The organism is Pseudomonas sp. NFACC13-1 (assembly GCF_900104425.1).
In the GTDB taxonomy this organism is placed as follows: Bacteria; Pseudomonadota; Gammaproteobacteria; order Pseudomonadales; family Pseudomonadaceae; genus Aquipseudomonas; species Aquipseudomonas fluorescens_AA.
Map to the genome: position 1 here is coordinate 306532 of NZ_FMXV01000003.1, position 23762 is coordinate 330293.

Annotated in this window: 19 protein-coding genes; 5 read left to right on the plus strand and 14 right to left on the minus strand. The window is 60.0% G+C overall.

Features of this window, described 5'->3' with window-relative positions:
- Positions 1-229: 229 nt before the first annotated feature.
- The 12 genes from BLQ55_RS06080 to mtnA form a co-directional block, all read right to left on the minus strand.
- Positions 230-1300, minus strand: coding sequence for an LPS O-antigen chain length determinant protein WzzB (locus BLQ55_RS06080; protein WP_092252939.1), 1071 nt, complete (start codon positions 1298-1300; stop codon positions 230-232).
- Positions 1301-1461: 161 nt separating this feature from the next.
- Entirely contained in the window at positions 1462-1686 is a 225-nt protein-coding gene (locus BLQ55_RS06085; RefSeq protein WP_092252941.1) for a LapA family protein, read from the minus strand.
- 26 nt (positions 1687-1712) lie between these two features.
- Entirely contained in the window at positions 1713-2009 is a 297-nt protein-coding gene (gene ihfB, locus BLQ55_RS06090; protein ID WP_003199243.1) for an integration host factor subunit beta, read from the minus strand.
- 144 nt (positions 2010-2153) lie between these two features.
- Positions 2154-2432: a hypothetical protein gene (locus BLQ55_RS06095; RefSeq protein ID WP_092252943.1), complete on the minus strand. Its 279-nt coding sequence runs from the start codon at positions 2430-2432 to the stop codon at positions 2154-2156.
- 231 nt (positions 2433-2663) lie between these two features.
- Entirely contained in the window at positions 2664-4355 is a 1692-nt protein-coding gene (gene rpsA, locus BLQ55_RS06100; protein WP_053120388.1) for a 30S ribosomal protein S1, read from the minus strand.
- Between the two features lie 120 nt (positions 4356-4475).
- A complete protein-coding gene (cmk, locus tag BLQ55_RS06105; protein WP_014337227.1) occupies positions 4476-5165 on the minus strand; it encodes a (d)CMP kinase in 690 nt (229 codons plus the stop codon).
- Positions 5162-7369, minus strand: a complete 2208-nt coding sequence (locus BLQ55_RS06110; RefSeq protein ID WP_256326542.1) for a bifunctional prephenate dehydrogenase/3-phosphoshikimate 1-carboxyvinyltransferase — start codon at positions 7367-7369, stop codon at positions 5162-5164. Before BLQ55_RS06110 ends, cmk begins: the two co-directional genes overlap by 4 nt.
- Positions 7370-7397: 28 nt before the next feature.
- Positions 7398-8510 (minus strand): histidinol-phosphate transaminase, encoded by a 1113-nt coding sequence (hisC, locus tag BLQ55_RS06115; protein WP_092252947.1) that lies wholly within the window; start codon positions 8508-8510, stop codon positions 7398-7400.
- A gap of 13 nt (positions 8511-8523) precedes the next feature.
- On the minus strand, positions 8524-9618 hold the full coding sequence (pheA, locus tag BLQ55_RS06120) for a prephenate dehydratase (RefSeq protein WP_003199233.1): 1095 nt from the start codon (positions 9616-9618) through the stop codon (positions 8524-8526).
- Positions 9618-10703, minus strand: a complete 1086-nt coding sequence (serC, locus tag BLQ55_RS06125; protein ID WP_003199231.1) for a 3-phosphoserine/phosphohydroxythreonine transaminase — start codon at positions 10701-10703, stop codon at positions 9618-9620. The genes pheA and serC overlap by 1 nt, the downstream gene beginning before the upstream one ends.
- 208 nt (positions 10704-10911) lie before the next feature.
- Positions 10912-13575, minus strand: a complete 2664-nt coding sequence (gene gyrA / locus BLQ55_RS06130; protein WP_092197709.1) for a DNA gyrase subunit A — start codon at positions 13573-13575, stop codon at positions 10912-10914.
- 445 nt (positions 13576-14020) lie between these two features.
- Entirely contained in the window at positions 14021-15097 is a 1077-nt protein-coding gene (gene mtnA, locus BLQ55_RS06135; protein WP_092252949.1) for an S-methyl-5-thioribose-1-phosphate isomerase, read from the minus strand.
- A gap of 105 nt (positions 15098-15202) precedes the next feature.
- On the opposite strand from mtnA, the gene BLQ55_RS06140 reads away from it, so the two are divergent.
- The 5 genes from BLQ55_RS06140 (at position 15203) to BLQ55_RS06165 (ending at position 20187) form a co-directional block, all read left to right on the plus strand.
- On the plus strand, positions 15203-16534 hold the full coding sequence (locus BLQ55_RS06140) for a TRZ/ATZ family hydrolase (RefSeq protein ID WP_092252951.1): 1332 nt from the start codon (positions 15203-15205) through the stop codon (positions 16532-16534).
- 61 nt (positions 16535-16595) lie between these two features.
- On the plus strand, positions 16596-17294 hold the full coding sequence (gene ubiG, locus BLQ55_RS06145; protein WP_063322361.1) for a bifunctional 2-polyprenyl-6-hydroxyphenol methylase/3-demethylubiquinol 3-O-methyltransferase UbiG: 699 nt from the start codon (positions 16596-16598) through the stop codon (positions 17292-17294).
- Positions 17295-17298: 4 nt separating this feature from the next.
- Positions 17299-17970, plus strand: a complete 672-nt coding sequence (gene mupP, locus BLQ55_RS06150) for an N-acetylmuramic acid 6-phosphate phosphatase MupP (RefSeq protein ID WP_060738596.1) — start codon at positions 17299-17301, stop codon at positions 17968-17970.
- A 191-nt stretch (positions 17971-18161) separates the two neighbouring features.
- Positions 18162-18902: a YciK family oxidoreductase gene (locus tag BLQ55_RS06160; protein WP_092252954.1), complete on the plus strand. Its 741-nt coding sequence runs from the start codon at positions 18162-18164 to the stop codon at positions 18900-18902.
- Between the two features lie 358 nt (positions 18903-19260).
- Positions 19261-20187 (plus strand): GGDEF domain-containing protein, encoded by a 927-nt coding sequence (locus BLQ55_RS06165; protein ID WP_092252956.1) that lies wholly within the window; start codon positions 19261-19263, stop codon positions 20185-20187.
- A 191-nt stretch (positions 20188-20378) separates the two neighbouring features.
- Here the strand turns inward: BLQ55_RS06165 and BLQ55_RS06170 are convergent, their stop codons facing one another.
- Together BLQ55_RS06170 and BLQ55_RS06175 are read right to left on the minus strand one after the other, a co-directional pair.
- Positions 20379-21149, minus strand: coding sequence for an iron-containing redox enzyme family protein (locus BLQ55_RS06170; RefSeq protein WP_219734601.1), 771 nt, complete (start codon positions 21147-21149; stop codon positions 20379-20381).
- A 78-nt stretch (positions 21150-21227) separates the two neighbouring features.
- Positions 21228-23687 (minus strand): EAL domain-containing protein, encoded by a 2460-nt coding sequence (locus BLQ55_RS06175; protein WP_092197721.1) that lies wholly within the window; start codon positions 23685-23687, stop codon positions 21228-21230.
- Between the last annotated feature and the right edge of the window lie 75 nt (positions 23688-23762).

Genomic DNA, 23762 nt, shown 5'->3' on the forward strand with positions numbered 1-23762 from the left:
GTTACAAAAAACATGACCCACCGAGACGATCACACACCTAATGCCAACCCCGTCAGAAAGCAACAAGCGAGCCAGTGCGTGAAACAAAGACCAGTCAACCAGTAGCGCGTAGAGCGTTCCTTGCACCAAAAAAGCCTGCCTGCACTGGATAATCCTAATGCCGACAGGCTCAATAAAACCGAACAGAGATCACTTGCTCTCTATATAACTTATGCCGTTAAACCGGCATTTAGCCGAGACTGGCTTGGCCACCTCGTTGCGCTTCCGCATTGCGATTCAATACAAACCTGATCAACGCGACAAACCCGCCCAACAGCAACCCTGCCAAGACCCCCAACACCAGGATCAAACCTTTTTTAGGCTTTATCGGATTCTCGGGCACCTCAACACTGCCGTCCTGCCGATACACTTCAATACGTTCAGCGTCAATATTTAACTTACGATAAAAGTTATACCTCATTTGCAGCGAACGCAAATCATTAATAAAAGCATCATCGGAAGATCTAGTCTCCAGCGCATCAATCTCAGCCGCCAGTGCTTTACTTCCCCGCTGATAGTCCATTTTATTTCCCGTTTCCACGGTGATATCTACTGCGGCGGTGGAGTTAATTGCCGGAGTAGTCAGACCAATTGCCTTAGCAACCTTCAACGCTTCGCGCAGCTGTTGAATACGGTCCTCGCGTACGCGCTGTGCATTCTCACGTAAGCTGACGATTCGTTGCTCCAAATTTCGCGCCCTGACCGAAGCTTCGGCCGTGACGTTTTTGATCAACTCAGACTCAGCCGCCTGACTAGCACGCTGGACATAACTCTTTGCCCATTCAGTGGCTTGAGCAGCGTCTGCACCTTGAACGGCAATCGAGAAACGGTCAGGCGTATCTTTACCAGGCCCCCTTATTACCAACTCTCGGGAGAATCGCTCGTACAAGCTATCAAGCGTTCCCTTCCGCCTGGACTCATCAAGCGAAGGAAGGTAAACCTCATTAAAGAACTTCTGACGAAGTGTCTCCGCCTGAAGATTGCGAGCAAAAACGTCATAAACGTGCCGGATAGAATAAATATCCAACTCCGTACTTTTCCCACGACCATAATTCAACTCAGCAATATCATTCTGAGTAGGCGGCATGATAAAAAGCTTAGCTTCATAGACAGGCTTACTAAGGAACGCATAAAGGCCTGCGCCGATAGTGACCAAAAAAGTGACGCCCAAAATCAGCCATTTTTGAGCCCAAAGCCCTCGAACCAGCTCAACAAGATCAATTTCATCTTCGCGCCGTACGTCAACACGATCACTTTGCATAAAAGACCTCGCTTAGCATCGCGTTTGTAGACACATCAAACACATTCAAAACGTCGGACACAACGGCAAACTGAGTTAGATTAAATACGAACAAAACACACCCAAAGTCAGAAAAATTACAGATAGTGATCCTTACCAAAACTCTTGGGCCACACATCCATTTATTTAAGTCGCCTGCGCGCCCCCATGAACCACACGAGCAAGGGGCCGATCATCATACCAGCGAGAAACGCCGACAGCACGAAAACTGAAACAGGAGCCTGCGGCGTCGGCCAACCCAGGAACAACAACACGACAGACTGGGAGTTTTCAAGTACGAACAGGACAATAGCCGAGGCCACAAGTAGCACCAGTACGACAAGGGCCAAACGCTTAAAGTTCCGCATGAAGACTCCTCTGTTTAGGTGCTGCGTCAGAGCTCATCCCCCTCCTCCTCATTGACACGATCCCTAAGCTCTTTGCCCGGCTTGAAATGAGGGACAAACTTTCCATCGAGGCTGACAGATTGACCGGTCTTTGGATTTCGACCTACACGCGGGGCGCGGTAATGCAGGGAAAAGCTGCCAAAACCACGGATTTCAATACGATCCCCCGTTGCCAGGCACTGGGACATTTGTTCAAGCATGGTCTTGATGGCCAGCTCCACATCCTTGGATGAGAGTAGCCCTTGATGGGTGACAATTCGTTCGATCAACTCCGACTTCGTCATATTTTTCCCTTCTTTTTCAAGCAGCTAGGAAAATCGCTTGAAAAGGTTTTAGCATGACCGGAGGGATTTGAACAGCCCAAGTATTGACATTCTTCACCGCTCCCTTGTCACTTCTTTCCATGCAGACAGGAAGTTTTCCTCAAGCTATCGACAGATGACCAGCATCGTACGAGTCAAATAGCCAGCCGGATTAAAACCAAAAGGATACTGATCGTCATCCTTCGCGTCGTCGGACCGGGTAATGACCTTGTAGCCAGCCCCTTTGCACTCCCTGGCAGCCCTCTTATGGCACTTCTCCCAGCCAGAGCCCAGCCCCGAACAGTCGACCTCGATACCACTGACTCCACGCACTGCATGGGTCTTGGCGCTCGTAGAGCAACCCGCCACCATCAGGACACTTAACACCAGAAAGAGCCTATTCATTCAATTCCTTTAGACAAAGACCCAGATCGATCACTTATACAAGTCGGAGCCTCGCCCTGAATAGACGAGTGATCTGCTACATAAAAGAGACACCTTGGTTGCAGGATTGGTTTCGCAATGCCCTGAATGAACCCGTCATCGACAACGGTTTTCAGGAAGCAAAGAACCTTGAAATATCGCGCCCACAAAAAAGGGCGACCGAAGTCGCCCTTTTTCATGGTCTGACAGAACTCAGTTCTGTTTTTCCATTTGTGCACGCAGCAGGTCGCCCAGAGTGGTAGGACCAGCAGCAATGTCAGCGGCTGGCTTGTCGCGCAGGCTCTGGATTGCTTCTTTCTCTTCAGCATCGTCTTTCGACTTGATGGAGAGCTGGATTACGCGACTCTTGCGGTCAACGCTGATGATCTTGGCTTCTACTTCTTCGCCTTCTTTCAGGACGTTGCGCGCGTCTTCAACGCGGTCACGGCTGATTTCGGAGGCTTTCAGAGTCGCTTCGATATCGTCGGCCAGGGTGATGATGGCGCCTTTGGCGTCAACTTCTTTCACGATGCCCTTAACGATTGCGCCTTTGTCGTTCTCTTGAACGTACTCGGAGAACGGATCGCTTTCCAGTTGCTTGATACCCAGGGAGATACGCTCGCGCTCTGGGTCAACCGACAGGATAACGGTGTCCAGCTCGTCGCCCTTCTTGAAACGGCGTACGGCTTCTTCGCCCACTTCGTTCCAGGAGATGTCGGACAGGTGAACCAGGCCGTCGATGCCGCCGTCCAGACCAATGAAGATACCGAAATCGGTGATCGACTTGATGGTGCCGGAGATTTTATCGCCCTTGTTGAACTGGCCAGAGAAGTCTTCCCATGGGTTGGACTTGCACTGCTTGATGCCGAGGGAGATACGACGACGCTCTTCGTCGATGTCCAGAACCATGACTTCCACTTCGTCGCCGACTTGTACGACTTTCGAAGGGTGGATGTTCTTGTTGGTCCAGTCCATTTCGGAAACGTGTACCAGGCCTTCAACGCCTTCTTCCAGCTCAGCGAAGCAGCCGTAGTCGGTGAGGTTGGTAACACGAGCGGTGACGCGGGTGCCTTCTGGGTAACGGGCTTTGATAGCAACCCATGGATCTTCACCCAGTTGCTTGAGGCCCAGGGAAACACGATTGCGCTCGCGATCGTACTTCAGAACCTTGACATCGATCTCGTCGCCAACGTTGACGATTTCCGAAGGATGCTTGATACGCTTCCAGGCCATGTCGGTGATGTGCAGCAGGCCATCGACGCCACCCAGATCGACGAATGCGCCGTAATCGGTGAGGTTCTTGACGATACCCTTGACCTGTTGGCCTTCCTGCAGCGATTCCAGCAGAGCTTCACGCTCGGCGGAGTTCTCGGCTTCCAGGACACTGCGACGGGAAACGACAACGTTGTTGCGCTTCTGGTCCAGCTTGATGACCTTGAATTCCAGCTCTTTGCCTTCCAGGTGCGTGGTGTCGCGCACTGGACGGACGTCAACCAGGGAACCTGGCAGGAACGCACGGATGCCGTTAACGTCGACAGTGAAGCCGCCTTTAACCTTACCGTTGATAACGCCCTTGACCACTTCCTCAGCTGCGAAAGCCGCTTCCAGAACGATCCAGCATTCAGCGCGCTTGGCTTTTTCACGGGACAGCTTGGTTTCACCAAAGCCATCTTCAACCGAGTCCAGCGCAACGTGAACTTCGTCACCGACGTTGATGTTCAGTTCGCCAGCGTCGTTGTAGAACTGCTCAAGCGGGATGAGTGCTTCAGACTTCAGACCAGCGTGAACGGTTACCCAGCGAGCCTGGTAATCGATATCAACGATAACACCGGTGATGATGGAGCCTGCCTGAAGGTTCAGGGTTTTCAGGCTTTCTTCAAAGAGTTCCGCAAAGCTTTCGCTCATTTTAATTCCTGTTGATTAGGGCGAAGAATACGCCCGCCTCCACACCCCAGACGGTGTGGGTTAGTTTCATATAAAAGAAGCATCGCAGGACTATGACTGGTCCCCTGCGAAGCTTCCTGGTCACCCGGCGATATCGCGAATGGCAATCTCGCTCATGATGCGTTGCAGCACCTGATCGATGGACAACTCCGTTGAATCCAGCTGTATCGCATCGGCCGCCGGCTTGAGCGGGGCTACTGCGCGCTGGGTGTCACGCTCGTCGCGTGCACGGATCTCATCTAGCAGACTCGACAGACTAACATCCTCGCCTTTGCCCTTCAACTGCAAATATCGGCGACGCGCCCTCTCCTCGGCGCTGGCGGTGAGGAAAATCTTCAACGGCGCGTCAGGAAAGACCACCGTGCCCATGTCGCGACCATCGGCCACCAGCCCCGGCGGCTCCTGGAAAGCGCGCTGACGCTGCAGCAACGCTTCGCGCACCGCTGGCAGCGCGGCGACCTGGGAGGCCCCGGCGCCCACGCTTTCGGTACGGATGACATCACTGACTTCGTCACCTTCCAGGATAATGCGCTGGAGCTGGCCGTCGGTCGCAGCAATGAATTGCACGTCCAGGTGAGCCGCCAGCGCCTTGAGCAATTCTTCATTGGTCAGGTCGACGCCATGGTTGGCGGCGGCGAATGCCAGCAGCCGGTACAAGGCACCCGAGTCGAGCAGGTTCCAGCCCAACTGCCTGGCCAGGATCCCGGCGACGGTGCCCTTGCCCGAACCGCTTGGGCCATCGATGGTGATGACCGGTGCCTTGATGTTCACGACTGCGCCTCTTGTGCTACTCGAATACCGACCTGTGCGCACAGCGCCAGGAAATTCGGGAACGACGTGGCCACGTTGGCGCAATCATGGATGCGAATCGGCGCGCTGGCGCGCAAAGACGCAACACTGAAGGCCATGGCGATGCGGTGATCACCGTGACCATGGACTTCGCCGCCGCCGATCTGGCCGCCGTCGATGATGATGCCGTCCGGCGTCGGCTGGCACTTGACGCCCAAGGCGAGCAAGCCATCAGCCATCACCTGGATGCGATCCGACTCCTTGACCCGCAGCTCTTCGGCGCCAGTCAGCACGGTGCGCCCTTCTGCGCAGGCGGCCGCCACGAACAGCACCGGGAACTCGTCGATGGCCAGCGGAACCAGCGCCTCCGGAATCTCGATACCCTTGAGTTTAGCTGCTCGTACGTGCAGGTCCGCTACGGGTTCGCCGCCGACCTCACGCTGGTTTTCCAACGTAATGTCGGCGCCCATCAGGCGCAGGATGTCGATCACGCCGGTACGGGTCGGGTTGATGCCGACGTGCTCGAGCACCAGGTCGGAGCCTTCGGCGATCGAGGCGGCCACCAGGAAGAATGCCGAAGACGAGATATCGCCCGGCACTTCGATGTGGGTCGCGGTCAGCTTGTTACCAGACTCGACGGACGCCGTGGCGCCGTCCACCGTGACCGGGTAGCCGAAGCCGCGCAGCATGCGCTCGGTGTGGTCGCGGGTCGGGGCCGGCTCGGTGACGGTGGTCTTGCCCTCGGCGTAGAGACCGGCCAGCAGCAGGCAGGATTTCACCTGGGCGCTGGCCATCGGCATGGTGTAGGTCAGGCCCTTGAGCTTGTTGCCACCGCGGATGGTCATCGGCGGACGACCGTCGGCGGCAGTCTCGATGACCGCGCCCATTTCCCGCAACGGGTTGGCGACACGATTCATCGGGCGCTTGGACAGCGAGGCATCGCCGGTCAGGGTGCTGTCGAAGTCCTGCGCAGCCAACAAGCCGGACAACAGACGCATCGAAGTCCCGGAGTTACCCAGGTAGATCGGCCCTGGGGCAGGCTTGAGGCCGTGCAGGCCGACACCATGGATGGTCACGCGACCGTGGTGCGGACCTTCGATGACCACCCCCATGTCGCGAAACGCTTGCAGCGTCGCCAGGGCGTCTTCGCCCTCGAGGAAGCCTTCCACCTCGGTCACGCCTTCGGCCAGGGAGCCAAGCATGATCGAACGGTGGGAAATCGATTTATCGCCCGGTACACGAATACGCCCACTCAGGGAGCCACCAGGTTGTGCCAGGAAAATCAGATCGTTGGAGTTCATAGCGTCCACATAGGCCCGTCGGGCCAGGATTTTACTGAAATGCTCGCGGGCCACCCTGGCGCGTGTAAAAACGCCCAGCAATTGGTGCCCGTCCCCTGCATCGACCGCGTCGCGCAAGGCGTCGAGGTCGCTGCGAAATGTATCGAGTGTGCGCAAGACAGCTTCGCGGTTGGCGAGGAAGATGTCGTGCCACATGACCGGGTCGCTTCCGGCGATTCTCGTGAAATCGCGGAAACCGCCGGCAGCGTAACGGAAGATCTCAAGATTTTCATTGCGTTTGGCCAATGAATCCACCAGGCCGAACGCCAACAGGTGCGGCAAATGGCTGGTGGCGGCCAGTACTTCATCGTGACGCTGGACCTGCATGTGCTCGACATCGGCACCCAGTTCGCGCCACAAACGGTCCACCACCGCCAACGCGGCTGGATCCGTCTGGTCCAGCGGCGTGAGAATCACTTTGTGACGACGAAACAGTTCGGCGTTGGAGGCTTCCACCCCGCTCTGCTCGGAGCCGGCAATCGGATGACCGGGCACGAAGCGCGCCGGCATCCCGCCGAACGCCTCGGTGGCGGCACGCACGACGTTGCCCTTGGCGCTGCCGACATCGGTCAGGATCGCCTGACCCAAATTCATGCTCGCCAGGCGTGCCAGCAGTTTTTCCATGGCCAGGATCGGCACTGCCAGCTGGATCACGTCCGCGCCCTGGCAAGCGATCGCCAGGTCATCCTCGCAGCGATCGACCACACCCAGCTCCACCGCCAGCTTGCGCGATTGCGGGTCCAGGTCGACACCGACCACCTCACGGCACAGGCCGCTTTCACGCAAGCCCTTGGCGAACGAACCGCCGATCAACCCCAGGCCGACCACCACCAGGCGACCGATCATAGGGGCAGCAGGTTGCAACGAAGTGACATCAACCACGAACCAGGACCTTGCTCAACGCCTCGAGGAAACGGCTGTTTTCCGCCGGCAGGCCGATGGTGATGCGCAGGTGGTTCGGCATGCCGTAATTGGCCACCGGACGCACGATCACACCTTCGCGCAACAGCCCCTGGTACACCGGCGCGGCGACACACCCCAGGTCTATGCAGATGAAATTGCCTTTGGATGGAATCCAGCCCAGCCCCAGCTCACGCAGCCCCGCCTCCAACTGCTGCATGCCGGCCGCGTTGAGGCGACGGCTTTCAGCCAGGTAGGCTTCATCCTGCAAGGCCGCACAGGCGGCGGCCAGGGCGAAGCTGTTGACGTTGAACGGCTGACGCACGCGGTTCAGCACATCGGCCACCACGGCGGTGGACAGGCCGTAGCCGACCCGCAGCGAGGCCAGCCCATAGGCTTTGGAGAAGGTGCGCGAAACCAGCAGGTTCGGGTAAGCCGCGAGAAAATCCAGGCCATCGGGCAAATCGCTGCCTTCGGCATATTCGATGTAAGCCTCGTCCAACACCACCAGCACGTGCGCGGGCACGTCCTGGAGGAAGTCATCCAGGGCCTGGGCATCGAACCAGGTGCCGGTCGGGTTGTTCGGGTTGGCAATGAAAACCACACGGGTGTTGGCATCGATGGCGGCCAGCATGGCCGGCAGATCGTGCCCCCAGTCCTTGGCGGGAACCACACGGGCGTCCGCGCCGACGGCCTGGGTCGCGATCGGGTAGACCGCGAACGCGTGCTCGCTGAACACCGCGTTGAGACCTGGCGCCAGGTACGCACGAGCGACCAGCTCAAGGATATCGTTGGAACCATTGCCCAGCGTCACCTGGTTCAGCTCGACACCACAGCGCTCGGCCAGCAGGCTCTTGAGTGCAAAGCCATTGCCATCGGGGTAACGGGTCAGCTCGGCCAGTTCGTCGCGGATCGCCGCCAGTGCCTTGGGGCTCGCGCCCAACGGGTTTTCGTTGCTCGCCAACTTGACGATGCTGGCCGGATCCAGGTCCAGCTCACGGGCCAGTTCGTCCACGGGCTTGCCCGGAACGTAAGGCGAGAGTTGTTGCACGCCTGGCTGAGCCAGAGCGAGGAAGTTGCCACTCATTTGCTATCCGCCCTTAAAGAACTGCCTTGGGGTAGGAACCCAGCACCTTGAGTGCCACTGCTTCCTGACTGATTTTCTCCAGCACACCTTTTACCAGCGGATCGCGGTGGTGGCCGACGAAATCGATGAAGAACACGTAGGTCCATTTACCGCTGCGCGACGGACGGGTCTCGATCCGCGTCAGGTCGATACCGTTGTCATGGAACGGCACCAGCAGTTCATGGAGCGCGCCGGGCTTGTTGCTCATGGAAACGATGATCGAGGTCTTGTCGTCGCCGGTCGGCGGGACTTCCTGGCTGCCGATCATCAGGAATCGCGTGGAGTTGTCCGGGCGATCCTCGATTTTTTCCGCCAGGCGCGTCAGCCCATAGAGGCCGGCCGCCATATCGCCAGCAATCGCCGCCGAGTTCCACTCGCCCTTGACCCGCTTGGCCGCCTCGGCGTTGCTCGATACCGCCACGCGCTCGACGTTCGGATAGTGGGCGTCCAGCCACTTGCGGCACTGGGCCAACGACTGGGCGTGGGAATAGATCCGGCTGATGCTGTCGGTCTTGGTGTTCTCGCCCACCAGCAGGTGGTGGTGGATGCGCAACTCGACTTCGCCGCAGATCACCATGTCGTGCTCGAGGAAGCTGTCCAGCGTGTGGTTGACCGCGCCTTCGGTGGAGTTCTCCACCGGCACCACGCCAAAATTCACCGCGCCGGCGGCCACTTCACGGAACACTTCGTCAATGGCCGCCATTGGCTTGCTGATCACGGCGTGACCGAAGTGCTTCATGGCCGCCGCCTGGGTGAAGGTGCCTTCCGGGCCCAGGTAGGCGACTTTCAGCGGCTGCTCGAGGGCCAGGCACGAAGACATGATTTCGCGGAACAGACGCGCCATCTCTTCGTTGCCCAGCGGCCCCTTGTTGCGCTCCATGACACGCTTGAGCACCTGCGCTTCACGCTCGGGGCGATAGAACACCGGCACTTCGCCTTCGGCCAGGGAGGCCATCTTCACCCGGGCGACTTCCTGGGCGCAGCGCGCGCGCTCGCTGATCAGCTCCAGGACCTTTTCGTCCAGGGCATCGATACGCAGGCGCAGCGCCTTGAGTTCTTGCTCAGACATCAGCCATGTTCCTTCTCGAACTCTGCCATGTAGGCGATCAACGCATTGACGGCGTTGATGTCGACGGCGTTGTAGATGGAGGCGCGCATGCCACCGACCGAACGGTGGCCCTTGAGGTTCAGCAGGCCGCGCTCGTCGGCACCGGCCAGGAATGGTTTGTCGAGACGGTCATCGGCCAGGCGGAACGGCACGTTCATCCACGAGCGATCGGTCTTGTTGATCGGGTTGCTGTAGAGGCCGCTGGCGTCGATGAAGTCATACAGCGTGCGCTGCTTCACTTCATTGAGCTTGCCGATGGCTTCGACACCGCCCTGCTCCTTCAGCCATTCGAACACCAGGCCCGACAGGTACCAGGCCAGGGTCGGCGGGGTGTTGTACATCGAGCCGTTGTCGGCCGCGACCTTGTAGTTGAGCATGGTCGGGCACAGGGAGCGGGCACGCCCCAGCAAGTCTTCACGGATGATGCTGACCAGGATGCCGCTTGGGCCGATGTTCTTCTGGGCACCCGCGTAGATCATGCCGAAACGGGAGATATCCACAGGGCGCGAGAGAATGTCCGAGGACATGTCGGCCACCAATGGCACGTCGCCCGTTTCCGGGATCCAGTTGAATTCCAGGCCACCGATGGTTTCGTTGGGTGCGTAGTGAACGTAGGCCGCGTCCTTGGACAGGTTCCACTCGTTCTGGCCGGGAATCGCGAAATAGTCGTAGGGCTTGGCGGTGGCAGCCACGTTGACGTGACCGTAGCGCGAAGCTTCTTCGATGGCTTTCTGCGACCAGATGCCGGTGTCGATGTAGTCGGCCTTGCCGCTTTCCGGCAGCAGGTTCAGCGGGATCTGGGCGAACTGCTGGCTCGCGCCGCCTTGCAGGAACAGCACCTTGTAGTTGGACGGGATGTTCAGCAGATCACGCAGGTCCTGCTCGGCCTTGGTGGCAATGGACACGAACTCATCGCTGCGATGGCTCATTTCCATGACCGACAGGCCCTTGCCGTGCCAGTCGAGAAGTTCACCCTGGGCACGCTTCAGGACCGCTTCAGGAAGCGCCGCCGGGCCGGCACAGAAGTTATAGGCTCTCTTGCTCACATCCAATCTCGCTCTGATCTGGTGGTCACACATTAATACGGTACAGCGGGTGCCCGCCGTGGGAGCAAGGCTTGCCCGCGATTGCAGACCTGCATTCAACACGATGTCGACTCATCTATCGCTATCGCGGGCAAGCCTTGCTCCCACAGAATTTCAAACGGGACAAACAACAAGGGGGCGAATCTTCATCCGCCCCCTGCGTGTCCGCTTAGTCCTGCGGTTCTTCTTCGTCTGCGGCAGCGTCGAGCGGTTGCTCGCCGACAGCGTCGTCGACATCGGCACCGAGGGTACCGTCGAACGCCACGCCTTCCTCGCCGTCCAACTCCTCGCCTTCAACCTCCGACGGCTCCTGGACCCGCTCCAGCCCGACCAGCGTTTCATCACTGGCCAGCTTGATCAGCGTCACGCCCTGGGTGTTACGACCCAGGCTCGACACTTCGGCGACCCGCGTGCGCACCAGGGTGCCCTGGTCGGAGATCAACATGATCTCCTCGCCATCGAGCACCTGGACCGCACCGACCAGACGACCGTTGCGCTCGTTGCTGACCATGGCGATCACGCCCTGGCCGCCACGCTTGTACTCGGGGAACTCGCTGATAGCCGTGCGCTTGCCATAACCACGGGCCGAAGCGGTGAGGATCTGACTGCCTTCTTCGGGGATCAGCATGGAAATCAGCTTCTGGCCTTCCGGCAGGCGCATGCCGCGCACACCGCGAGCGGTACGGCCCATGGCGCGAACGTCGGATTCCTTGAAGCGAGTGACCTTGCCGCCGTCGGAGAACAGCATGACCTCACGCTCGCCGTCGGTGATGGCGGCGGAGATCAGCACGTCACCTTCGTCCAGCTCCAGGGCGATCAGACCGACGCTGCGCTGACGGCTGAAGGACTCCAGCGGGGTCTTCTTCACGGTTCCGTTGGCGGTGGCCATGAAGATGTAGTGCCCCTCGGTGTACTCTTCCACCGGCAACATGGTGGTGATGTATTCACCATCGTCCAGCGGCAACAGGTTGACCAGCGGACGGCCGCGAGCGGCACGGGACGCTTCCGGGATTTCGTAGGTCTTGAGCCAGTACACCTTGCCCTTGCTGGAAAACAGCAGCAGCGTGGTGTGGCTGTTGGCGACCAGCAGGTGAGCGATGTAGTCCTCGTCCTTGACGCCAGTCGCGGACTTGCCCTTGCCGCCGCGACGCTGGGCCTGGTAGGCGGCCAGCGGCTGGGTCTTGGCGTAGCCGCCGTGGGAAATGGTCACCACGCGCTCTTCTTCCGGGATCATGTCACCCAGGGTCAGGTCCAGGCGCGCATCGAGGATCTCGGTGCGGCGCACGTCGCCGTATTCGGCGCGGATCACTTCCAGCTCTTCGCGAATCACTTCCATCAGGCGCGTAGCGCTGTTGAGGATGCGGATCAGCTCGCCGATCTGGTTGAGGATTTCCTGGTACTCGGCCAGCAGCTTCTCGTGCTCGAGGCCGGTCAGGCGGTGCAGGCGCAGTTCCAGGATGGCTTGCGCCTGTTCCGGGGACAGGAAGTACTTGCCTTCGCGCAGACCGTATTGCGGGTCGAGGTTCTCCGGGCGGCACGAATCGGCGCCAGCGCGCTCGACCATCGCCACCACCGCAGTGGACTCCCAAGGGGTGCTGATCAGCGCCTCCTTGGCTTCCGACGGAGTTGGCGAGGCCTTGATCAAGGCGATCACCGGGTCGATGTTCGACAGGGCGACGGCCTGGCCTTCGAGAATGTGGCCACGCTCGCGGGCCTTGCGCAGTTCAAACACCGTGCGGCGGGTGACCACTTCGCGACGGTGACGCACGAAGGCTTCCAGCAGGTCCTTGAGGTTCAGGATCCGCGGACGGCCGTCGATCAGCGCAACGATGTTGATGCCGAACACGCTTTGCAACTGGGTCTGGGCGTAGAGGTTGTTGAGGATCACCTCAGGCACTTCGCCACGGCGCAGCTCGATCACGACACGCATGCCATCCTTGTCGGACTCGTCACGCAGCTCGGTGATGCCTTCGAGCTTCTTCTCTTTCACCAGCTCGGCGATCTTCTCGATCAGGCGAGCCTTGTTCAGCTGGTACGGCAGTTCGGTGATGACGATCTGCTGGCGGCCGCCGACCTTGTCGATGTCTTCTACCGTCGAGCGGGCGCGCATGTAAATGCGACCACGGCCGGTACGGTAGGCTTCGATGATGCCGGCGCGACCGTTGATGATCGCAGCGGTCGGGAAGTCCGGACCGGGGATGTATTGCATCAGCTCATCGACGGTCAGCTCGGGATTGTCGATGAGCGCCAGGCAACCGTCGATGACTTCACCGAGGTTGTGCGGCGGGATGTTGGTCGCCATGCCCACGGCGATACCGCTGGAGCCGTTGACCAACAGGTTCGGGATACGGGTCGGCATGACCGCCGGGATCATTTCGGTGCCGTCGTAGTTCGGCACCCAGTCCACGGTTTCCTTGTGCAGGTCGGCCAGCAGCTCGTGGGCCAGCTTGGTCATGCGCACTTCGGTGTATCGCATGGCCGCGGCGTTGTCGCCGTCCACCGAACCGAAGTTGCCCTGGCCGTCTACCAGCAGGTAGCGCAAGGAGAAGGGTTGCGCCATACGAACGATGGTGTCGTACACGGCAGTGTCGCCGTGGGGGTGATACTTACCGATCACGTCGCCGACGACACGGGCGGATTTCTTGTACGGCTTGTTGAAGTCGTTGCCCAGCTCACTCATCGCGAACAGCACGCGCCGGTGCACGGGCTTCAAGCCATCGCGCGCATCCGGCAGCGCCCGCCCGACGATTACGCTCATTGCGTAGTCGAGGTAGGACTGTTTCAGCTCGTCTTCGATATTGACCGGGAGGATTTCTTTGGCCAGTTCGCCCATGAGAAGCCTGATTCCTTTTTCTGGTGAAACCTCGTCACATCCAGATGGGACGAACGAAGCTCGCCGCTGCAGAACAAATGCCGTGCAGCGACTTACGACAAATCAACGAGTTATGCCATGGATCTGCGCAGTAAAGGCCACCTCGCGAGGCAGCCCTGGAAACCGCCGGATGTTATCACAAGAGCCGCCACGCACCTATCCCCCAGATGCGCATGGTGCGTAGTTAGTTGACCGGTGACAGGCTGATATGGGACCAGAGGGGCTTAGAAGCGTTGTGGATGGAGATTCAGGGGCAAAATGCAAGGGATTTGTTGCCTTCAAGGGCCTCATCGCGAGTAAGCTCGCTCCCACAGGGATCTGTGCACGCTCGAGATTTCCGCCACGACCCGATCCAATGTGGGAGCGAGCTTGCTCGCGATGGCGACAGGTCAGACAGCACAAACCATCAGTGCAGCCGCTTGCGGCACATCAACTGTGCCAGCTTCGCGGTGTCCGGGCGCTCGATGATGCCCTTTTCCGTGACGATGACGTCGATCAGATCCGCCGGGGTGATATCGAAGACCGGATTGAAGGCGCCCACCTCCGCGCCGAGCCCCCTGCCGCCGATTTCCAGCAGTTCGCGCCCGTCGCGCTCCTCCGCCGGGATGTCTTCACCGCTGGCCAGGCTCATGTCGATGATCGAGCTCGGCGCCACCACCATGAAACGCACACCATGGTGCATGGCACAGACCGCCAGCTGGTAAGTGCCGATCTTGTTCGCCACGTCGCCATTGGCGGCGATGCAATCGGCACCGACGATCACCCAGGTCACACCCTTGGTCTTCATGATATGGGCGGCGGCGGAATCGGCGTTGAGGGTCACCGGAATGCCTTCCCGGGCCAGTTCCCAAGCCGTCAGGCGCGAGCCTTGCAGCCACGGCCGGGTTTCATCGGCATAGACGCATTCCACCATGCCTTCGATATACGCCCCCCGGATAACCCCCAAGGCCGTGCCAAAACCGCCGGAGGCCAGGGCGCCGGTGTTGCCATGGGTGAGAATGGCCTGGGCGTTGCCCTGGTGCTTGCGGATCAGGTCGACCCCCAACTGGGCCATGGTCAGGTTGGCTTCGCGATCGCTCACGTGGATCGCGATGGCTTCAGCCTCGAGTACCGCCAGCGGCTCGGCATGTTCTTTCAAGCGCCCCAGCCGGTCGCGCATTCGATCCAGCGCCCAGAAAAGGTTCGCCGCCGTCGGCCGGGCCTCGGCCAGCAAGGCAAAATCGGCCTCCAGGGCCGCTTGCCAATCGCCGCCTTCGGCCATCCTGGCCCGCGCCGCCAGCACCACGCCATACGCCGCACTGATGCCGATGACCGGTGCGCCGCGCACGGCCATCGAGCCAATGGCCTCGGCCACATCCGCGATACGGGTGCAGGCGAGCCAGCTTTCCTCGAACGGCAAGCTACGCTGGTCCAGCAGGTACAGGACGCCATCACGCCAATCGATGGCCTTCACCTTCTCCGCAGCCAATAGTCGATCGCGCATCCTTCACCCCGTACTCATGAACAAAGCCGCCGATTATAGCGATCCCTCCGCGAAGACGCTCGGGTATACTTCGCCATCCTTTATACCCCATGGAACCGTTCCACGATGCCCAAGCCTGCCGTTGCGCTCGACTTATTATTGCTGCCGACCTGGTTGGTGCCTGTCGAACCCGCCGGTGTAGTGCTCAAGGACCATGGCCTGGGCATTCGCGACGGTTGCATCGTGTTCATCGGTCCACGGGCAGAAGCCCTGAAGTGTGACGCCACCGAGGTCCGTGAACTGCCCGGCATGCTGCTCAGCCCCGGCCTGATCAACGCCCACGGCCACGCGGCCATGACCCTGTTTCGCGGCCTGGCCGACGATCTGCCCTTGATGACCTGGCTGGAACAGCACATCTGGCCGGCTGAAGCCAAATGGGTCGATGAAGATTTCGTCCGGGATGGCACCGACCTGGCAATCGCCGAGCAGATCAAGGGTGGCATCACCTGCTTCTCCGACATGTATTTCTACCCCAAGATCGCCAGCGAGCGCGTCCACGACAGCGGGATTCGCGCGCAAATCGCCATTCCGATCCTCGATTTTCCGATCCCCGGTGCCGCCAGCGCCGACGACTCCATTCGTCAGGGCATCGAATTGTTTGGCGACCTCAAGCACCATCCGCGGATCAAAGTCGCATTCGGCCCGCACGCCCCCTACACGGTGGGGGACGAGAACCTGGAGAAAATCCGCGTGATCGCCGAGGAACTGGACGCGGCCATTCATATGCATGTTCATGAAACCGCCTTCGAAGTGCAGCAGGCTGTGGATAACACCGCTGAGCGGCCAATGGCTCGCCTGGCACGTCTGGGCCTGCTGGGGCCACGCTTCCAGGCTGTGCATATGACTCAGATCAGCGACGAGGACCTGGCCCTGCTGGTAGAAAGCAATTGCAGCGTGATCCATTGCCCGGAATCGAACCTGAAGCTGGCCAGCGGTTTCTGCCCGGTGGAGCGCCTGTGGCAAGGCGGCGTCAATGTCGCACTCGGCACCGATGGTGCGGCGAGCAACAACGACCTGGACCTGCTCGGCGAAACCCGCACCGCCGCCCTGCTGGCCAAGGCCGTCGCCGGGTCGGCCACGGCCCTGGATGCCCATCGGGCGCTGCGCATGGCCACGCTCAACGGTGCCCGGGCGCTGGGGATCGAAGCGACCGTCGGCTCCCTGGAAGTCGGCAAGGCCGCCGACCTGGTGGCCTTCGATCTGTCTGGCCTGGCCCAGCAGCCGATCTACGACCCGGTGTCGCAACTGATTTATGCCACCGGCCGCGACTGCGTCAAATACCTGTGGGTAGGCGGCAAGCCGTTACTGGAGGATGGCCGGCTGACCCGCATGGACGAACCGACACTGATCGCCACGGCCCAGGCCTGGGGTCGGCGCATCAGCGGCCACAACGAATGACCACGCCCCTGGAGCCACGGCTCGGGGCATCTGATTTTTCAAGCTTTTCGAGGATCTGCACATGAGCAACGTCGACCACGCCGAAATCGCCAAGTTCGAAGCCCTGGCCCATCGCTGGTGGGACCGTGAAAGCGAATTCAAACCGCTGCACGACATCAACCCACTGCGGGTCAACTGGATTGACGAACGGGTCAACCTGGCCGGCAAGAAGGTCCTCGACGTCGGTTGCGGTGGCGGCATCCTCAGTGAGGCCATGGCCCAGCGCGGGGCGACGGTGATGGGCATCGACATGGGCGAAGCGCCCCTGGCGGTGGCGCAACTGCATCAATTGGAGTCAGGCGTCAGCGTGGAATACCGGCAGATCACCGCCGAGGCCCTGGCCGAAGAAATGCCCGGCCAATTCGACGTGGTCACCTGCCTGGAAATGCTCGAACACGTGCCGGACCCGTCCTCGGTCATCCGCGCCTGCTTCCGCATGGTCAAGCCGGGCGGCCAGGTGTTCTTTTCAACCATCAACCGCAACCCGAAGGCCTACCTGTTCGCCATCATCGGCGCCGAATACATCATGAAGCTGTTGCCACGGGGCACTCACGACTTCAAGAAATTCATCCGCCCCTCCGAACTGGGCGCCTGGAGCCGCGCGGCCGGGCTGACCGTCAAGGACATCATCGGCCTGACCTACAATCCGCTGACCAAGCACTACAAGCTGGCCGCCGACGTTGACGTCAACTACATGATCCAGACCCTGCGCGAGGAATAAGGCGATGCGTCTCAAAGCGGTTCTCTTCGACATGGACGGCACGCTGCTCGACACCGCGCCGGACTTCATCGCCATCTGCCAGGCCATGCGCGCCGACCGTGGCTTGCCACCGATGAACACCCAGCACATTCGCGACGAGATTTCCGGCGGCGCCCGGGCGATGGTCGCGGTGACCTTTTCCATGGACCCGGAATCACCAGGGTTCGAGGAACTGCGCCAGGAATTCCTTGACCGCTACCTCAAGGGTTGTGCGGTCCACAGCCACCTGTTCGACGGCATGGCCGAAGTGCTGGCCGATATCGAAGCGGCCAATCTGATCTGGGGCGTGGTCACCAACAAGCCAGTGCGTTTCGCCGAACCGATCATGCAGCAACTGGGCCTGGCCGAGCGCTCGAAAGTGCTGATCTGCCCTGACCACGTGAAAAACAGCAAGCCGGACCCGGAACCGCTGACCCTGGCCTGCAAGATGCTCGACCTAGACCCGGCCAGCGTGCTGTTCGTGGGCGATGACCTGCGGGACATCGAGTCCGGCCGCAGCGCCGGCACCAAGACCTGCGCGGTGACCTACGGCTACATCCACCCGGACGACAACCCCAGGCACTGGGGCGCGGATGTGGTGATCGACCACCCCTCGGCGCTGCGTGAAGTGCTGGATAACGCGTTGTGCAGTTGCTGATGTGACTGTCTTGTGATTAAGGGATTTATGTGGGAGCAAGGCTTGCCCGCGATGAAGGCGATGCGGTCGTTCAGGAATCGAGGTGCCTGTTTCGCGAGCAAGCTTTGCTCCCACAGCCTGCTCCCAGCAGCGGGGCTCAATCCCCTCGCCACTATCGCTCCTGCCAACAGATTGATTTGTTGAGGTTTTTTATGTTTGATTATTCCGCCCGTCCCGACCTGCTCAATGGCCGGGTGATCCTGGTCACCGGCGCCGGTCGCGGAATCGGTGCCGCAGCGGCGAAAACCTACGCCGCCCACGGTGCCACCGTACTGCTGCTGGGCAAGACCGAAGCCAACCTGACCCAGATCTACGATGAAATCGAAGCGGCCGGTCATCCGCAGCCAGCGGTGATCCCGTTCAACCTCGAAACCGCACTGCCCCATCAGTACGATGAACTGGCGGCGATGATCGAAACCGAGTTCGGGCATCTGGACGGCTTGCTGCACAACGCCTCGATCATCGGCCCACGCACCCCACTGGAACAATTGTCCGGTGAGAACTTCATGCGGGTGATGCACGTCAACGTCAACGCAATGTTCATGCTCACCAGCACCTTGCTGCCGCTGCTCAAGCTGTCCAAGGACGCGTCCGTGGTGTTCACCTCCAGCAGCGTCGGCCGCAAGGGCCGGGCCTACTGGGGCGCCTATGGCGTGTCCAAGTTCGCCACCGAGGGGCTGATGCAGACCCTGGCCGACGAAGTCGACACCGTCGCCGCCGTGCGCGCCAACAGCATCAACCCCGGCGCCACCCGCACCAGCATGCGCGCCCAGGCCTACCCGGGAGAAAACCCGCTCAACAACCCGACGCCCGAAGCGATCATGCCGGTCTACCTGTACCTCATGGGCCCGGACAGCACCGGCGTCAACGGTCAGGCGTTCAACGCACAATAACGCACAATTATGAAGCCGCCATCGCGACGATTTACCGTCGCGATGGCGGCCCCGGTCGACGCCAAACCAGACGAACCGCCAAGTCCACGTCGCCCCTGCGTTCGCGACTCGCTATCAATTCATTGATTCCTAATCGGTTTTTACACAAGTGAACCGAATGGCACGACTTTCGCTCTAACCTCTTCAAACATGCCATGTTCGGCAGGTAATGGACGGTGAGACGAGACTTATGCCTGCCATGGAAAGCGGACTAGACTCAAATCAGTTGTCCTACGGGACTGAAGGACCAGTAAGACGCGCAGCCCAAAGCCGCCACACCCAACCTGCGGGACAGATTTAGCTTAGGGGCTAACGCCAAATGAAAACGCCCAACCAGATCAACGCGTTCGACTTCGACAGCGCCAAATTGCAGCGTTTGGGCCTGACCCAGCCATCGCCGCTCCCTGCACGCTCGGTCAGTCTGTCGCAATTGCGCCAGCAACTGAGCCAGCAACTACAGACCAGCCTGGAGCCGCAGCGGATCCTGGGCCTGTTTTTCCGGGAAATCCAGCGACTGGTGCCCCTGGATGCGTTGGCTTATCAGCACAAAGCCAGTGACCTGCGCCTGGAGTTCGGGCAACGCGGGCATCACACCCTCAGCTATAACCTCAGCCATGAAGGCGAACACCTGGGTGAGCTGGTATTCCGTCGTAACCAACGTTTCTCCGAGACGGAACAGAGCGACCTTGAATCCATCATGTCGACGCTGCTGTATCCACTGCGCAACGCGCTGCTCTACCGCGCCGCAACCCAAAGCGCCCTGCGCGATCCGCTGACCGGTACCGGCAACCGCATCGCCATGGATCAGACCCTGATGCGGGAAATCGACATGGCCAAGCGTCATTCGCAACCCTTGTCGGTGCTGATGCTCGATATCGATCATTTCAAGCGCATCAACGACAGCCATGGTCACGGCGTTGGCGACGACGTGCTCAAGGCCGTGGCCGAGTCGATCAAGGGCCAACTGCGCAATGTGGACATGGTGTTCCGGTTCGGTGGTGAAGAGTTTCTGATTCTGCTGGCCAATACCAGCCGTGATGCGGCGGCCATGGTCGGCGAACGACTGCGTCATGCCGCCCAGACCCAGGATTACTTCGCCGCAGGCACAAGGATCGAGCTGACGGTCAGCCTGGGGTGCGCCACCCTGCTACCAGGGGAGTCCTCGGAAAGCCTGCTGCGCAGGGCCGACAGCGCGCTGTACGTAGCCAAGCGCGAAGGCCGCAATCGGCTGGCAATGGCCGGCTGAAAACGATTGTGGGAACGAGCTCGCTCCCACAGGGATTTGGGGTGAACCTGAAGCCAGCACTCATCCAAAACAACTGTGGGAGCGAGCCTGCTCGCGATAGGGGCCCGGCAGTCAACCTCCCCGTCGACTGCCCAGACCTCTTCGCAAGCAGGCTCGCTCCCACAGGTTGTGTCTATCTGTAGCGGTAGTAATCAGCTACCGGCCAGCGCCAGACGCTCACGGGTGGCAGACGCCCTGCTGGCAGGCTCAGCCTGTTCCAGCTGCATGCAACGCTCCAGGAACAGGTACATGTAGTCATAGCTCTTGCACACGGCCTGGCGCAGCTCCGTTTGCAGGGCCTTGCTCGGGTTCATCCCCGCCAGCGTACAGATGATTTCCAGGGCTTCCCAAGGATGGGCATCGTCGTACTGGGCATGCATCTTCAGCCATTTCATGGCCCGCTTGCGGTCTTCCTCGGCGAAGGCGGCCGCGTAGACACCATTGGAACACACCAGCGCCGACCACTCTCCCGTGGCGCCTTCGATGGCGTAGTTGGTCGCGGCGATGGCCACGATCAACGAGTCCGAGGAACTGGTGTGCCAGCACCAGTGGCTCAAGGCATGCAGCTCAGGCGGTACCTGCTGGGCTTGCAGGTCTTCCAGGGTCACGCCATGGGCGGCGCTCCAGTTGACCCAGTAGTCGGCATGGTTGAGTTCGACACGAATGTTGCGCATCAGCCAGCGACGCGCCATGTCCTCGCCGGGGTGGCGGGCAAAGCGGGTCTTGGTGAGGTTCTGTGCCATGTATAAAGCGAACTGTTCGACGACCGGCCAACCACCAATGAGGTAGTGGCGCATGGTCTTGGCGCTGAGCTTGTTGTCGCGCATGCGCTGATACAGTTCGTGTTCGACAACCCGGCGCTTGCTCTCGCTGCAATCGGTAATGAGCTGCTGTGCCCATTTCGGATAGCTTGTGGCGTCCATGAGCGGGCCTGTTCGGTTGAATGTGTCGATCACTGTCGGGCTCCTTTTGATTGTGATTTTCTCGGATCAACAAGAGTTTCAGCGGAACGTGCCGGGGGCCTTGAATAACAGTGGCTGGGGCCGGGCCGGCCGACATTGCAACGTGTCGCAGGTAAACAATTGCGGGCGTTCGATCACATACCCCTGAGCATAGTCCACCCCTATCTCCAGCAATGCCTGCTCGATCTGGGCGGTTTCAACAAACTCGGCAATCGTGCGCTTACCCATGACGTGCCCGATGTGATTGATCACTTCGACCATTGCACGGTTAATCGGGTCGTCCAGCATATCCTTTACGAAACTCCCGTCGATCTTCAAGAAGTCTACAGGTAAATGTTTCAGGTAAGCGAATGAAGACATTCCGGCGCAAAAGTCGTCCAGAGAAAAATAGCAGCCCAAGCTCTTGAGTTCATTGATAAAGCGGATCGCACTGCCCAAATTCGAAATAGCGCTGGTCTCTGTAATTTCAAAACAAATCATTTCCGGCGGAATCGAGTAAGCCACAAACTGTTTACGCAGGAAGTCGAGGAACGCCTGATCTCCGATAGTTGTGCCTGACAGATTAATCGCACACATCGCCATGGGGCCCTGCCGCGATTCATTCAGGCACTGGCGGATGATCTTGAAGACGTTCTCCACGACCCAACGGTCCAGGGACGTCATCAGCCCGTAACGTTCCGCCGCAGGAATGAAGCTGTCCGGCAGGATCATCCGCCCGGCTTCGTCATGCAGGCGCAACAGGACTTCAATGTGCCCGCCACCATGATCGCCCGGACCCAGCGCGGCGATTTCCTGGGCGTACAGGCAAAAGCGATTTTCCTCCAGGGCCATGTGCAAGCGCTGGACCCAGGCCATCTCGCCAAAGCGCAGGGACAACTCCGAGTCGTCGGCATGATAGACCTGGACCCGGTTGCGCCCCTTTTCCTTGGCCATGTAACAGGCCATGTCGGCAGCCCGCAGGGAAGCCTCCAGGGTCGTCGGAGTCTGGGCGATATGCACCAGGCCGATGCTCACGGTGGTCACGAACGGCCGGCCCTTCCAGACAAAGTGCAGGTTCTGCACGGTCTGGCGCAGCCCTTCGGCGATTTTTTCCGCCGCCTCCGGCGAACAGTTCTCCAGCAGGATCCCGAACTCATCGCCACCCAGCCGGGCCAGGGTGTCGTTTTCCCGCAGCCCTGACTGCAGCAAGGCGCAGATATGCCGCAACAATTCGTCACCCGCCGCATGACCGCAGGTGTCGTTGACCAGCTTGAACTGATCCAGGTCGAGAAACATCAAGGCATGGCGCCCGATCTGGCGAGTGAGGTTGTGCAAGGCCTGCTCGAGGCGATACTCGAATTCGCGGCGGTTGGCCAGGCCAGTCAGGGCGTCATGGGTGGCCTGCCACGACAGGTTGGCGATGTATTGCCGCTCCTGGGTCATGTCATGCAGCACCAGCACGGCGCCACTGACCTTGCCCGCATGGCGGATCGGAGCGCCCACCAGGGTGACCGACACGGTGCTGCCATCCAGGCGCTGGATCAGTTTCGAATGTTCACTGGCGCCGCTGAGCCGACCGCTGAGGATGTGCTCGATCAGGGTCAGTCCTTCGGTCTGGGCATTGTCATCGAGCAAATTGAACAATGCGGCCAGGGGCAAGCCCGTGGCGTGTTCGGCTTTCCAGTGGGTCATCGCTTCGGCGGCGGGGTTCATGTAGGCGATGGCCCCCTCCACGTCGGTGGTGATCACCCCATCGCCGATGGATTGCAGGGTGATCTGTGCCCGCTCTTTCTCCATCTGCAGCGCATTGGCGAACACCTGCCGCTGGGCCAGCAGTTTATGGGTACGCAACAACGCCAGGACGATCAACCCCAGGGCGGTGGCGAAATTGGTCACCAGCAAGAGCCGCAGGATGAAACGCGAGCCCTCGCCCAATGCGTCGCTAAACGCCTTGGCAGCCGGGGTGACGGAATCGTTGATCGCAAAGATCTGGGCCTTCCAGCCGCGAATATCCACCTCTGACGCCTGGCCCGCGACAATACTGCTGTGCATCTGCCGGGCAACGTTATCCAGTTCGGTCAGGTAGCCATCGCCCACCGTCCAGAGATCGATGGCTTCTTCCAGATAACTGAAGTGACGGAAATTCAGATAAAGCCAGATCAGGCTGGCCACATCGTCCGGGTGATTGCCGCCCTTGAGGATGCCGGCCCGTGCCGCTTCCAGGTTCGGCGGTTGGCGGTCCAGCGCTACCCGCAGTTCATGGCCGCCCTCGGGTACGGCGATGGCTTGCTGGTATTTGCGGAAAATTGCCTCGTCGCGGCTGTCGGCGTAGAGGTTGAGGTAATAGATGGCGTCTTTCTGGCCCTTGGACCAGAGACTCTCCCCCGCTACATAGCCGCGGACTGCGGAAAGCACATAAAGGCTGACGCCGCCAAGCAATGCCTGAAATAGCACAACGGCAATAAAGGGCCAGACGATGCCCAGCAGCCGTGGTGTTCCGAGAGTCTGCTTTTGCTTCATGAGGTCCCTTGCACAGGTACTGCCGGACGAACACCCGCCAGAATTCCGCTCCTGACTCAACAGCCTAGGCTAGTT